13 protein-coding genes are annotated in these 13786 nt (G+C 63.3%); 8 read left to right on the forward strand and 5 right to left on the reverse strand.

The features are described 5' to 3' along the window. Window positions 1-68: 68 nt before the first annotated feature. From K6301_RS18890 to K6301_RS18900, 3 genes are all read right to left on the reverse strand, one after another. A complete protein-coding gene (locus K6301_RS18890) occupies window positions 69-1940 on the reverse strand; it encodes a sigma-54-dependent Fis family transcriptional regulator (RefSeq protein WP_247222079.1) in 1872 nt (623 codons plus the stop codon). A gap of 90 nt (window positions 1941-2030) precedes the next feature. Further along, window positions 2031-2393 (reverse strand): ribbon-helix-helix domain-containing protein, encoded by a 363-nt coding sequence (locus K6301_RS18895; RefSeq protein ID WP_134646710.1) that lies wholly within the window; start codon window positions 2391-2393, stop codon window positions 2031-2033. Between the two features lie 95 nt (window positions 2394-2488). Continuing rightward, window positions 2489-3046 carry a DJ-1/PfpI family protein gene (locus tag K6301_RS18900; RefSeq protein WP_230639955.1) on the reverse strand — a complete coding sequence of 186 codons (558 nt, stop codon included), beginning with the start codon at window positions 3044-3046 and terminating at the stop codon, window positions 2489-2491. A gap of 241 nt (window positions 3047-3287) precedes the next feature. Between K6301_RS18900 and K6301_RS18905 the strand changes: the two genes are divergently transcribed. The 3 genes from K6301_RS18905 (at window position 3288) to ku (K6301_RS18915) (ending at window position 4872) form a co-directional block, all read left to right on the forward strand. After that, window positions 3288-3749, forward strand: coding sequence for an MgtC/SapB family protein (locus K6301_RS18905; protein ID WP_247222081.1), 462 nt, complete (start codon window positions 3288-3290; stop codon window positions 3747-3749). A gap of 104 nt (window positions 3750-3853) precedes the next feature. Next, entirely contained in the window at window positions 3854-4075 is a 222-nt protein-coding gene (locus K6301_RS18910; protein ID WP_134646704.1) for a hypothetical protein, read from the forward strand. Further along, window positions 4075-4872 (forward strand): non-homologous end joining protein Ku, encoded by a 798-nt coding sequence (gene ku, locus K6301_RS18915; protein ID WP_247222083.1) that lies wholly within the window; start codon window positions 4075-4077, stop codon window positions 4870-4872. Before K6301_RS18910 ends, ku (K6301_RS18915) begins: the two co-directional genes overlap by 1 nt. A gap of 2 nt (window positions 4873-4874) precedes the next feature. Here ku (K6301_RS18915) and ligD read toward each other — a convergent pair whose 3' ends face one another. Then, entirely contained in the window at window positions 4875-7424 is a 2550-nt protein-coding gene (gene ligD / locus K6301_RS18920; RefSeq protein ID WP_247222433.1) for a DNA ligase D, read from the reverse strand. Window positions 7425-7426: 2 nt separating this feature from the next. Next, window positions 7427-8278, reverse strand: coding sequence for a non-homologous end joining protein Ku (gene ku, locus K6301_RS18925; RefSeq protein ID WP_247222085.1), 852 nt, complete (start codon window positions 8276-8278; stop codon window positions 7427-7429). 122 nt (window positions 8279-8400) lie between these two features. Between ku (K6301_RS18925) and K6301_RS18930 the strand changes: the two genes are divergently transcribed. From K6301_RS18930 to kdpB, 5 genes are all read left to right on the forward strand, one after another. After that, window positions 8401-9096, forward strand: a complete 696-nt coding sequence (locus K6301_RS18930; protein WP_247222087.1) for a DUF72 domain-containing protein — start codon at window positions 8401-8403, stop codon at window positions 9094-9096. 5 nt (window positions 9097-9101) lie between these two features. After that, window positions 9102-9668: a DNA-3-methyladenine glycosylase gene (locus tag K6301_RS18935; protein WP_247222088.1), complete on the forward strand. Its 567-nt coding sequence runs from the start codon at window positions 9102-9104 to the stop codon at window positions 9666-9668. A 245-nt stretch (window positions 9669-9913) separates the two neighbouring features. Then, window positions 9914-10000, forward strand: a complete 87-nt coding sequence (gene kdpF, locus K6301_RS25110) for a K(+)-transporting ATPase subunit F (RefSeq protein WP_370340835.1) — start codon at window positions 9914-9916, stop codon at window positions 9998-10000. Between the two features lie 14 nt (window positions 10001-10014). Then, entirely contained in the window at window positions 10015-11724 is a 1710-nt protein-coding gene (kdpA, locus tag K6301_RS18940) for a potassium-transporting ATPase subunit KdpA (protein WP_247222089.1), read from the forward strand. A 10-nt stretch (window positions 11725-11734) separates the two neighbouring features. Continuing rightward, entirely contained in the window at window positions 11735-13786 is a 2052-nt protein-coding gene (gene kdpB, locus K6301_RS18945) for a potassium-transporting ATPase subunit KdpB (RefSeq protein ID WP_281505904.1), read from the forward strand.

Genomic DNA, 13786 nt, shown 5'->3' on the forward strand with positions numbered 1-13786 from the left:
AAGGAAGCGCCCTACACGCTTCCGAGAAATGCAACAGATCGCCTGCAACAGGTGTTGCAGGTGCTGCATCAGTTGAGCCGCTTCAGGCGGCGATGGATCGTGGACCTGTTGACGCCGAGTTTGCGGGCGAGCGCCGAGACATTGTCACCGCACTCGCTCAGGGCGCGGCGTAAGGAACCATCATCGTCCGCGGCGGCGGGCGCAGACGCGGTGAAGATGTGATCGGGCAGGCAATCCAGCGTGATGTGACCGCCGTCCGAAAGGGCCGCCGCAACCCGCAGCGCATTGGCAAGCTCCCGTAGGTTGCCGGGCCAGGCATGCGCCAGAAGCGCCGCGCGCGCATCCTTGTCGAGGCGATAGGCCTCGCCATTTTCTTTCTCGATGCGCCCGAGGAGTTGGCCGATCAGCCAGTCGAGATCGGTTCGGTCGCGCAACGGCGGCAGGCTGAGCGTCGCGGCGTTGAGCCGATAATAGAGGTCCTGCCGGAAGCGGCCCTCCTTCACAAGTTCGGCGAGATCACGATGGGAGGCGGAGACCACGCGCAGACGCACCGGCCGCGCCTTGAGCGCGCCGACAGGCTGAACCTCGTTTTCGGCGAGCACCCGCAGGAGCCGGCTTTGCAGGGCAAGCGGCATATCGCCGATCTCGTCGAGGAACAGCGTTCCGCCGCTCGCTTCTTCGATCAGGCCGCGCTTGCCCTTCGGATTGGCACCGGTGAAGGCGCCGGGGGCATAGCCGAAGAGTTCGGATTCGATGAGATGCTCCGGGATCGCCGCGCAGTTGACCGCAACAAAGCTGCCCGGATTTGCGCAGCTGTCATGGATCGCGCGCGCCAGAAACTCCTTTCCGCTGCCCGTCTCGCCCTGAATGAGGATCGGGATGTCGCGGGCGGAAAGTTTTGCCGCACGCGCCTGCACGCGCTCCATGGCGACATCCCCGCCGCTCAGATCGCGCAGTGCCCGCGGCAGGCGCGGTTCTGGAGCGACGGGCGTTCGCAGATTGACAGCGGGCGCGATGGCGCTGGCAAACAGCACAAGTCCGTTGCGCGCCTGGATCAACCGCTCACCGTTGGGCCGGCCGCGCATGAACCGGGGCAAATCGTCGACATCGATATCGAAAACCTGCGAAATCGGTTGCCCCAGGAAATCCCGCGTGGACAGGCCACGCAGGTTCATGGACCGCGCGAGCGCACCGAAGCCCCCGTGGGTCATACCCGTGATGCGGCCGCTGCCATCGAGCGCGATGGCCGCATCCGGGTCGACGTCCAGAAATTCAGGCGAGCGTGCAAGTCGCAGCACCCAGTCGTTGCGGGTGCGGGTCATCAGGTTGGCAAGCTCTATGCGCCGCGCGGTGGAGGCCACGAGATGCAGCGCAAGCTGCTGACTAGCCTTGGCCGTCGGCGAGCGGAGCTGGGATATGTCGAGGACGGCGGTCAGGTCGCCCAGGGTGTCGAAAACGGGTGCGGCGGTACAGGTGAGGCCGATATGGCTGGTATCGAAATGGTCGTCCTGATGGATGATCACCGGCTCGCCGGAGACAAGGCAGGCGCCGACCGCGCAGGTGCCCGCCCGGCTCTCCGACCATTCAGACCCGAGATAGAGACCCGCCCGGCGCAGCTGGTTGTCGAAGGTTGGATCACCCATGAAGTCGACGGTCACACCGCGCGCGTCCGACAGGAGCAGCACATAGTTCTGCTCGGCGATCTGGTTGAACAGCGTTTCGAGGCCGGACCGGCCGATGCGGATCAGCTCCTCCGCCTGCTCGCGATGTTCGCGCAGCTTCAGTTCGGGAACGATATAGGCTTCCTGCGCGACCGTCGGGTCGAGCTTGTAATCGTTTAGGCAGCGCAGCCAGGACTGGACGACGGGCGCATCCCGCGGGCTGACCGCGCCCATGCCGACGCGCTCGATCTCCCGTATGTGCGACAATGTCGACACCATCCGCTTTTCCTCCTGTGCCCATCGTGGCACAGGATCGGTTTGACGGCAATTCGAAGAATGCGCGGATGTGGCCGCTGCGCCGTGATCCGGTCAGTTGATCACGGCATGACGGCGCTGGGCTTCCCGGGCGAGGATTTCCCGCGCCGCGTGGTCGGCGATGGGAACGTTAAGGTCCGCCGATATCTCACCGGCCGCGATGAGCGCATGATACCGGGCACAGCACACCCGCAGAAACGAGGTGAAATTGCCGAGGTCGTGATCGGCATCCATCGCCTCGTGCCACAGCCTCGTGATCAGCTGCGCGACGGTCATGCCGTCGCGCAGCCCGATTTCGGTCAGCGTATCCCAGAAATGGTTCTCGATGCGGATCGAGGTCGCGACGCCATCTATTCTCAGGCTGTGCGTTCGACTTTGCCATTGGCTGGCATCGGCCTTGATGAAGAGTTCGCACATTGCAAAGGCCTCCTTCCCTTGAATGCCGGTGCAGTCCGGATATGTCTCGATCCGATGGAGCCGCGCGGTTCGCATCAGTCCACAGTTAACAAGCTCTACAGGATCGCCAGAAACTGCTTGAGCCATGCCGGATGTGCGGGCCATGCTGGTGCTGTCACCAGATTGCCATCTGTAACGGCTTCTGTCACCGCGATATCGGCGAATGTTCCACCCGACGCCGTCACCTCATAGGCGCAGGCCGGATAAGCCGAGCAGGTGCGCCCCTTGAGAACGCCGGCGGCTGCCAGCAGTTGCGCACCGTGGCAGATCGCGGCGACCGGTTTGCCCGCGTCGAAGAAGTGCTTCACCTTGGCGAGCACATCCGGGTTCATGCGCAGATATTCCGGCGCCCGGCCGCCGGGAACGACCAGCGCATCGTAGCCGGCGGGATCGGCGGCGGAAAAATCGGCGTTCAAAGCGAAATTGTGCCCCGGCTTTTCCGAATAGGTCTGATCGCCTTCAAAGTCATGGATCGCGGTCTTTACCGTGTCGCCAGCCTTCTTGCCGGGGCAGACGGCATCGACACTATGGCCGCAGGCCAGAAGCGTCTGGAACGGGACCATGGTTTCATAGTCTTCCGTAAAGTCGCCGGTGATCATGAGAATCTTCGCCATCCTACATCCTCCCTTGCCTTGATGGTTACCGCGGCAGGATAGGTCGTATGACGTCGAAGCGGGTGTTATTCCAATACTACCGGCGCCTCCTAGGCCAATCTATGAGCATTGGAGCGACGAATTGCGTCAGATGTGCTGTCCGCCAAGCACGCAAATCAAATATGTGAGCCATGGTGATCTTGCCGTGAGGCGCAGCGACGATATCTGGAGGTCTAATCCAACCTGACCCAAGGATCCCCTCATGCAATGGCTGCAGAGCATCGGTATCAATCTCGACGTGCTGCCTCATCTCGGCGCCCTGCTGACCGCCTATGTTCTGGCACTGCCTATCGGCTGGGACCGGGAGCGTCATGAGCGCAGTGCGGGATTGCGGACCTTCCCGCTTGTGGCCATCGCAAGCTGCGGATTCGTGCAGGCGGCGGAACCGCTCATCAACGGCAACGCCGAGGCGACGGCGCGCATCGTCGAAGGGCTGATCACCGGCATGGGGTTCATCGGCGGCGGCGCGATCCTCGTGGTGAAGAACAGCGTGCGCGGCACCGCGACGGCCGCAAGCCTCTGGGCGACGGGCGCCATCGGCACCTCCGTCGGGCTCGGATCCTACGACACGGCAATCGTGCTGTCCGTCGTGACGCTGCTGACCCTTCGCGCCATGTCCACGTTCAAGGAAGAGCCGGAGGACTTTACGCGCGAATCCGACTGATTCTTCGTGCGAAACGAGCAAAACGAAAGTCAGGCGCGCCGGTTTGAGGAACCGATGGGTCCATTCGGCATTATCTCGGGAAGCATGCGACTGCGGAGGTTTCCATGGACAACAAGGACAGGCTGATCCTGGCGCTGGCGGCTTTGCTGCGGGCAGAGCGCGAGACCCGCGGTGCGCTTATGGACGCGATCGAAGAAGACTCCATTTCCCGCGAAACCCTGCTCGCCATCCTGTCCGATCCCATCCCGATCGTGACGCAGGAAGACATCGCTTTCGCTGAGCGTTTTGCGCTGTCGAAGCATCTGCCTCTCGAAAGGAAGGATTGATGGCACCGCGTGCCTTCTGGAAGGGCTATCTCAAGCTTTCGCTGGTGACGTGCCCTGTGGCCATGTCGCCGGCGATTTCCCAGGAAGACAAGGTTCGCTTTCGAACCTTGAACGGCAAGACCGGCAATCCGGTGGTCAGCCGCTACGTCGATGCCGTCACCGGCAAGGAAGTCAGTGAGGACGACGAGGTGAAAGGCTACCCGCGCGGCGAAGACGACTATGTCATGCTGGAGGACGACGAGATCGAGGCGGTCGCGCTGGAAAGCACGCGCACGATCGACATCGAGACCTTCGTGCCGCGCGAGACGATCGAGTGGATCTGGTACGACTCGCCGCATTTCCTCGTACCGAACGACACGGTCGGCGAAGAGGCGTTCTCCGTCATCCGCGAAGCCATGGCATCGACAGGCACCGTCGGCATCTCCCGGCTCGTCCTCTATCGCCGCGAACGGGCAGTGATGCTCGAGCCGCGGGGCAAGGGCATCGTGCTGTGGACCCTGCGTTACGGCGACGAGGTGCGCAATGAGGCGGAGTATTTTTCCGATCTCAACCAAGCGAAGCCGGACACGAAGGCGCTCGCCCTCGTCAAGACGCTGATCAAGGAGCGCACCAAGGCCTGGGATCCGAAAATGGTCGACGATCCCGTGCAGGCGAAACTGCTCGATATCATCGCCGCCAAGAAGAAGGGGCGCAAGCGTCCGGCCGCGCGCAAGGCTCAACCGAAAACGTCCGGCAACGTCATCAACATCATGGACGCCCTGCGCAAGAGCATCAAGGCCGAGGGCAAAGGCAAGTAGGATCAGGCCTTCTGCTTTGAAGCCTTCAACGGCCGGGCGGCCTCGGTGAAATCCGCCCATGGATCGGCCTTCAGCGACTGGAGGCGAGTCGGTGTGTTGTCGACCGTGAAATAGGCCGGGCCGATATCGGGGCTGAGTTCCTCCCAGGCCAGCGGCATGGAAACGGCGGCACCGGGCCGGGCTCGGGTCGAGTATGGCGCGACCGCCGTCATGCCGCGCTGGTTTCGCAGGTAGTCAATCAGGATTTTTCCGCGGCGCTTCGACTTGGTGATGGTCGAGACATATTTGTCGGGGCTGTCCTTTGCCATGGCATCGGCGACGCCCTTGCAGAATGCCTTGACGGCCGGCCAGCGCGCAGACGGCTTGAGCGGTGCGCAGACATGCAGACCCTTGCCGCCGGAGGTCTTGACGAAGGCATTCAACCCGGCAGCTTCGAGGCGCTTTCGCGTCTCCTCTGCGGCGTCGATGACCGCCTGCCAGTCGACGCCTTCACCGGGATCGAGGTCCATGATGATGCGGTCGGGTCGCTCCCAGTCGGCGAGCGTCGAGCCCCAAGGGTGGATTTCAAGCACCGCAGCCTGAACGAGGCCCATCAGGCCGTCGAGATCGTTGATGGCGACATAGGGTTCGTCGTCCTCCGCGGGGTCCTGCACCTGGAGAATGTTCGCATTGATGCCCTTCCAGACATGTTTCTGGAAGAAGGTCTGCCCATCGATGCCGCTCGGCGCGCGCAGGAGCGCGAGCGGGCGGCCGACGATATGCGGCGCGATATAGCGCCAGACCTCGGTATAATAATCCGCGAGCCCCTCCTTGGTGACGCCTTCTGCCGGCCAGTAGACCCGGTCCGGATGCGTGAGGCGCACGGTACGGCGCTGCGGCTTTGGCGCTTTCTCCGCCTTGGCTTTTGTCGATTTGGGCATCTCGGCAACGACCTCCTGTGCGGGCTTGTCTTCCCTCAGACCGCGGAAGGATGCATGCCGAAGGTGGCCATCGGCCGTCCAGGCCCGGAATTCCACCTCCGCCACCAGCTCGGGCCGCACATAGCGGGCCTGGCGCGCCTCCTCCGCCGTCAGCTTTCGTCCGAACGGGCTTTCCTCCGTCCTGAGGCGCGAGAGACGCTTGAAGATATCCTCCGCGACGAGTGCGGAAAACCCCGTGCCGACACGACCGACCGGCTCCAGCTTACCATTCTTGTAGACGCCGAGCACCAAAGACCCGATCGCCTTGCGGGAGACGGTGGACGGTACGTAGCCGCCGATGACGAACTCCTGCCGGGCCGAGCATTTCGATTTGATCCAGCCCTTGCTGCGGCCGGCCCGATAGGGCGCATCGCGCAGCTTCGATACCACGCCCTCCAGACTGAGGCGGCACGCATGGCGTAGAACGAGCGCGCCATTCTCGTCGAAATGACCGCTGTAGCGCAAAGGTCCTTCCGTTCCCATGACAAGCTTTTCGAGCAGGCTTTTGCGTTGCTCAAGCGGCAGACGGGTCAGGTCATACCCGTCGAGATAGAGGAGATCGAAAAGATAGAAGGTAAAACGATCGTCGCGGCCCGCGCTGAGATCGGCTTGCAAAGCGGAAAAATCGGATGCGCCGGCGCCGGTCTCAACGACAAGTTCACCGTCCATGATGGCCGTACCGACAGGCAGGTCGCGCAGGGCATCCGGTACGGCCTTTCCGAATTTCTTCGTCCAGTCGAGGCCGCTGCGGGTGAGCAGCTTGACCCGGCCCGCCTCGATGCGGGCCTGAAGGCGATACCCGTCGAACTTGATCTCATGCAGCCATCGCTCGCCGGCCGGCGGCGCGCTGGCAAGGGTTGCCAACGTCGGCGGCAGGAAATCCGGCAGCGTCGCCTTGCGCGCGCCCTTGATATCGGATGGGTCCGGCGCCGGCTCGGCCGTCTCCTCCGGCTTCGCGACCTTTTTTTGCGTTTTCGGCCTCGATGGCTTCCGGATACGCCCGGTCTTCGACGACCACCCGGGCTCCTCTCCGGCGACATCCGCGATCTCGCGTCCCGTTTTCACCGATTCAGGCCGCTCCTCAAGCAGGTCGTCCTCGCCTTCAGGCATGGCGAACTCGTCATCGCCCTTGATCAGCAACCAGTTTTCGCGCTTGTCGGCGGGTTTGCCGTGCATGCGCACGAGATGCCAGCGCCCGTGCAGCTTTTCACCGTCGAGCGTGAATTCGAGATGTCCCTTTGCATAGGCTTTTCGTACGTCGCCGATCGGCTCCCATGTGCCACGATCCCAGACGATGACGGTGCCGCCGCCATATTCACCCTTGGGAATGGTCCCTTCGAAGTCGCCGTAATCGAGAGGATGGTCCTCCACATGCACGGCAAGTCGTTTTTCGCTCGGAACCAGGCTCGGACCCTTCGTCACCGCCCAGCTCTTCAGCACGCCGTCCATTTCGAGGCGAAAATCATAGTGCAGCCGTGTGGCATCGTGCTTCTGGATGACAAAGCTGTTTCCGCCCGTCCGCGCCTTCCTGCCGCGCGGCTCCGACGTGGTCTTGAAATCCCGCTTCTGCCGATAGACATCCAGCGTCGCCATGCTCATCCTGCCTTCCGACGGCCCGCCGCCGGTTTGCGCGCGGCCGGAGGCTTCTTCGTTTTGCGCTTCGCCGGTTTCTCGCTCTTGCCCGCACTTTGGCGAAGCGCCTCCATCAGGTCGATGACCTTGCCTTCAGTCTTCGGCTTGACAGGCTTGATCTTCCGTCCCTCAATCTTCGCCTTCACCACCTCCGCCAGCGCGGCGTCGTAGCGATCATCGAAGCCCTTCGGATCGAACCGGCCCTTTTTCGTGTTGATGATGTGTTCGGCAAGCTCCAGCATTTCGCCCTTGAGCTTGACGTCGGGTAGATCCGAGAATGCCGCCTCGGCCGAACGCACTTCGTAGTCGTAGTTGAGCGTGGTTGCGACAAGGCCCTGACCCTCCGGGCGGATCAGCACCGTGCGCATCCGCCGGAAGAGAACGGTTTCTGCAAGGGCGGCCACGTTCGACTTCTTCATTCCCTCACGGATCAGCGCAAAGGCCTCATCGCCGTGACGGTCGGAGGGCGTGAGATAGTAGGGCTTGTCGAAATACAGATCGTCGATGTCATCGCAGGCGATGAACGCCTCGATCTCCAACGTCTTGTCGCTCTCCGGGAGGGCGGCCGCGATTTCCTCCGGGTCGAGCGCGATATAATCGCCATCGCCGACCTCATAGCCCTTCACCTGATCCTCGCGTTCGACGGTTTTGCCCGTCTCGCTGTCGATGAATTCCCGGTGAAGCCGATGACCGGTCTTGCGATTGAGCATGTGAAAGGCGATGCGATCGCTGGTCGACGCGGCGGTGTAAAGCGCCACCGGACAGACCAGCTCGCCCACTTTCAGGAAACCTTTCCAGTTCGCTCTTGGCGCCACGCCCATTCTCCAGCTTCACCATCGGCAATGCCGAAGCAAACAGAATGTTCCGACTTCCGCCCGGAACCAAAGCCGCTAATCGGAATTCCGTCTCGCACTTGTGAGGAACAGCGGAGGACGGGGTGCCCTTCATCGCGACAGCAGCATGGTCCATTCCCAAGACGGTTGCTCAACGATTTCCGGAGACGGGCACCGGCCTGGAACGATATGCCGCCGTCTTTAACGGCGTCGAAATCAACTCGACCTTCTATCGCCGCCATCAGGCCAAGACGTTCGAACGATGGGCCGCCTCGGTACCGGAGCACTTCCGTTTTGCTGTGAAAATACCGCGCGAGATTACTCACGAGGCACGGCTGCACGATATAGGCGGGCTTTTCCACGCATTTCTGGACGAGATCCACGGCCTGAACGAAAAGCTCGGCCCGCTCCTGTGCCAGCTGCCGCCAAGCCTCGCGTTCGACGCGAAGACCGCCAATGAAGCCTTTGCTGCCATGCGCCGCAACCACGCGGGCACGATCGTGATAGAACCACGCCACAAAAGCTGGGCGTCGGAGCCGGCAACAATGCTCCTGCAACGCCATGCCATCGACCGCGTTCTCGCCGACCCGGCGCCCGTCTGGCCGGAAACCGGTTTCGACGAGCCTCCGAAATATGCGCGATTGCACGGCACGCCGAAAATCTACTATTCCAGCTACAGCGAGGCGGATATCAGGCGCTTCGGCGAACGCCTCGCCGAAGACAGCTGGTGCGTCTTCGACAACACGGCATCCGGCGCCGCCATCGAAAACGCGCTGACGATGCGGGATCTTTTGAATTGACAGTCTTGGACGAACATTTCTTCGCACGCGACGTGCTCGCGGTCGCGACCGACCTGCTTGGGGCGGACCTGCAAATCGATGGTGTCGGCGGGATCATTGTCGAGACGGAAGCCTACCACCGGGATGATGAGGCGTCGCATAGTTTCAGGGGGCCGACGGCTGCGAATGCAGCGATGTTCGGCGCGCCGGCCCGCGCCTATGTCTATCGCTCCTACGGGCTGCACTGGTGTCTGAATTTTGTTTGCGAGGAGGGTAGCGCCGTGCTCATCCGCGCCCTGGAGCCGGTGCATGGCATCGAGACAATGAGAGCACGCCGGGCTGTGAGCGAAATACGAAAGCTGTGCGCTGGCCCTGGAAACCTGTGCAAAGCGCTGGGTGTCAGCAGCGACATGAATGGGCTTTCCGTTCTGGCCCCACCGTTTTCCCTGGAACTGCCGGCCGCCGTTCCCGCAATTACGAGCGGTGTTCGTATCGGCATCAGCAAAGCCGCTGAGCGGCCGTGGCGCTTCGCGGTGACGGGGTCACCTTATCTCAGCAAGCCTATCCGACCGGAACGGACCGTTACGGGCTGACTGTTGCGCCCATCGGGTTGGCAATGGTGTAGCGCGTGAGCGCTCGCCAACCCTTCCTTATATTTTCTTTATCCCCGCCGCCGGACTTCCCAATCGAAGCCTGAGCCGTAAGGCGCCTATCCTGCTCCTGCATCAACAGGAGACACAGACATGTCCGATCTCTTTTTTATCGCGCTTGGCGGAGGCACCCTTCTCGTGCTCGCGCTCTATGCCCGCGCGCTCGGCCGGCTTTGAGGAAGGCGACGATGATTGAACCTCTCTTCGGCTTTCTTGTCGCCGTCGGCCTCGGCGCCTACCTCGTCGTGACGCTGCTGCGTCCCGAGCGTTTCTGATCGGGAGCAGATCCATGACAACAGTCGGATGGCTGCAGATCAGCCTCCTCTTCCTTGCCGTCCTCTTGGCGATCAAGCCGCTCGGGCTCTACATGGCGCGGGTCTTCAGCGGCGAGCGGACCGTTCTCTCGCCGGTGCTCGGGCCCATCGAGGGGGGCTTCTATCGCATGAGCGGGGTGGACCCGAACAAGGAGCAAGGATGGCTCGGCTACACCCTTGCCATGCTCGCCTTTTCGCTCGTTGGCTTTCTCGCACTTTACGCCATGCTTCGGCTCCAGGCCCATCTGCCGCTGAACCCGCAGGGTTTCCCCGCCGTTCCCGCCGATCTCGCCTTCGACACCGCCGTTTCCTTCGTCACGAACACCAACTGGCAGAACTATGCCGGCGAGACGACGCTCAGCCATTTCAGCCAGATGGCCGGGCTCACCGTCCAGAACTTCCTGTCGGCGGCGACAGGCATGGCGCTTGCGGTTGCCTTCACCCGGGCGCTCGCCCGCTCCAAGGTCACGACGCTCGGCAATTTCTGGGTCGATATGGTCAGGGCTACCCTTTACGTGCTGCTGCCGCTGTCCATCGTGGTCGCACTCGCCTTTGTCGCCATGGGCCTGCCGCAGACGCTCGATGCCTCGGTGACGGCCAGGACGCTGGAGGGCGCAAACCAGGTCATCTCCCTCGGGCCGGTGGCCTCGCAGGAAGCGATCAAGCAACTCGGCACCAATGGCGGCGGCTTCTTCAACGTCAACGCGGCGCATCCCTTCGAGAACCCCACCGCCTGGTCGAATTACCTGAATATCTTCGCCATGCTGTCGATCTCGGCGGCCCTCGTCTACAGTTTCGGCCAGATGGTCGGCAATCGCCGGCAGGGCTGGGCCCTGATCTCCGCCATGGCGATCCTCCTGATTGCCGGCGTCGCCGTCACCTACTGGGCAGAGGCGCAGGGCAACCCCATCCTGACTGCGCTTGGCGTCGACCCGGCTCTCGGGAACATGGAAGGCAAGGAAGTCCGCTTCGGCCAGGCCATGACCGCGCTCTATGCGGCGGTGACCACCGGCCTTTCGGACGGTGGCGTCAACGGCATGCACGGCTCCTTCACGGGCCTCGGCGGCCTGGTGCCGATGTTCCTCATGCAACTTGGAGAGGTACTGCCCGGCGGTGTCGGCTCGGGCCTCTACGGGATGCTGGTTTTCGCGCTGCTTTCCGTTTTCGTGGCCGGCCTGATGGTGGGGCGCACGCCGGAATTCCTCGGCAAGAAGATCGAGGGACGCGAGATGACGTTCGCCATGCTGGCCGTCCTGATCCTGCCACTGGTAATCCTCGGCTTCACCGCCATCTCGGCGATGCTGCCTTTCGCGGTGGCCAGCATCGGAACAGCGGGGCCGCACGGGCTGTCGGAAATCCTCTATGCCTACACCTCGACGGCGGGCAACAACGGCTCGGCCTTCGGCGGGCTCACCGGAAACACGCCCTGGTACAACACCACGCTTGGGATCGCGATGCTGCTTGGTCGCTTCGCCTATGTCGTGCCGGTCATGGCGATTGCCGGATCGCTCGCCGCCAAGGTGAAGGCCCCGGCCTCGGCCGGCACCTTCCCGACAGACGGCCCGCTCTTCGTCGGGCTCCTCATCGGCATCATCCTTATCCTCGGTGGCCTGCAATTCTTCCCTGCGCTGGCGCTCGGCCCCATTGTCGAACACCTCGCCATGCTCGCCGGCCAGACCTTCTGAAGGAACTCCCATGTCTCAAGCCAACAAGCCGAAAGACCACAGGGCGCCCGGTCTCCTCGATCCGTCGATCCTGTTTCCGGCAATGCGTGACGCCGTCGTCAAGCTCGATCCCCGCAAGCTCCTGCGCAATCCGGTTATCTTCGTGACGGAAATCGTCGCTGCTGTCGTGACGATCCTTTTCATTCGGGATCTCGCCGCCAATCCTGCCGAGGCCGGCTTCTCCGGCCAGATCGCTGCGTGGCTCTGGTTCACCGTGCTGTTTGCCACCTTCGCCGAAGCCGTGGCGGAAGGCCGCGGCCGGGCCCAGGCCGACAGCTTGAAGAAGACGAAGTCCGACCTCGTCGCCCGCAAGGTCGGCGCAAACGGGACGACGGAGACGATCCCGGCATCCAGCCTCAAGGTCGGCGATGTCGTGCTGGTTGCCGCCGGCGAGCTCATTCCCGGCGACGGAGAGGTGATCGGGGGCGTCGCCTCGGTCAACGAGAGCGCCATTACCGGCGAATCCGCACCCGTCATCCGCGAATCCGGCGGCGATCGCTCCGCCGTCACCGGCGGCACGCAGGTGCTGTCCGATGAGATCAGGGTGAAGATCACCGTTCAGCCCGGCTCCTCCTTCGTCGATCGCATGATCGCGCTGATCGAAGGGGCCCAGCGCCAGAAGACGCCGAACGAGATCGCATTGTCGATCCTGCTTTCCGGCCTCACGCTGATCTTCCTCTTCGTCTGCGTCGCGATCTGGGGGTTGGCGGGCTATTCCGGAACCGTGCTCTCCGTGACCGTGCTCGCCGCGCTCCTCGTCACCCTGATCCCGACCACCATCGGTGGCCTGCTCTCCGCCATCGGCATCGCCGGCATGGACCGCCTGGTGCGCTTCAACGTCATCGCCACGTCCGGCCGCGCCGTCGAGGCCGCCGGCGACGTCGACACGCTTCTTCTCGACAAGACGGGTACCATCACCTTTGGCAACCGCATGGCGAGCGACTTCCTGCCGGCCCCCGGCGTGACCGCTGCCGAACTGGCGGAGGCCGCCCTCCTCGCCTCGCTTTCCGACGAGACGCCGGAAGGCCGCTCGGTCGTGGCGCTCGCCTCCGGCGAGTTCGGGGCCGCCATGCCGAATTCGGCCTTCGATGCCGTCATCGGCTTCACCGCGGAGACGCGGCTTTCGGGCGTCGATATGGGTACGCGCCGCCTGCGCAAGGGGGCCGTCGACGCCGTTCTGCGCTTCGCCGGCCTCACGGAACGGGACGCACCGGCCGATTTCCATAGCGCCGTGGAAAAGATCGCCCGCACCGGCGGCACCCCCCTCGCCGTCGCGGACGGCGAGCGCCTGCTCGGCACCATCCATCTGAAGGACGTGGTGAAGCCGGGGATCAAGGACCGTTTCGCCGCGCTTCGCGCCATGGGCATCCGCACCGTCATGGTCACCGGCGACAATCCGGTGACGGCTGCGGCCATCGCCTCGGAGGCGGGCGTCGACGATTTCCTCGCCCAGGCCACACCGGAGGACAAGCTTGCCTATATCCGCCGCGAGCAGCAGGGCGGCCGTCTCATCGCCATGTGCGGCGACGGAACGAACGACGCGCCAGCGCTCGCCCAGGCGGATGTCGGGGTCGCGATGCAGACCGGCACTCAGGCCGCCCGCGAAGCCGCCAACATGGTGGATCTCGACTCAAGCCCGACCAAGCTCATTGAAATCGTCGAGATCGGCAAACAACTCCTGATGACACGCGGCTCGCTGACGACCTTCTCCATCGCCAACGATGTTGCCAAATACTTCGCCATCATCCCGGCGCTGTTCGTCGCGACCTATCCGGCCCTTGATACCCTCAACGTGATGGGGCTCGCCTCGCCCCAATCGGCCATCCTGTCGGCCGTCATCTTCAATGCACTGATCATCGTCGCGCTGATACCACTGGCGCTGAAAGGGGTGGCCTATCGTCCCTCGGGTGCGGCGGCACTCCTGCGCCGAAACCTGCTGGTCTATGGCGTCGGCGGCCTCATCCTGCCCTTCGCCGGCATCAAGCTCATCGATGCCGCCATCAGCGCTCTACATCTGGTGTAA

The sequence above is a fragment of the Shinella oryzae genome, assembly GCF_023038235.1.
Taxonomy (GTDB): Bacteria; Pseudomonadota; Alphaproteobacteria; order Rhizobiales; family Rhizobiaceae; genus Shinella; species Shinella sumterensis.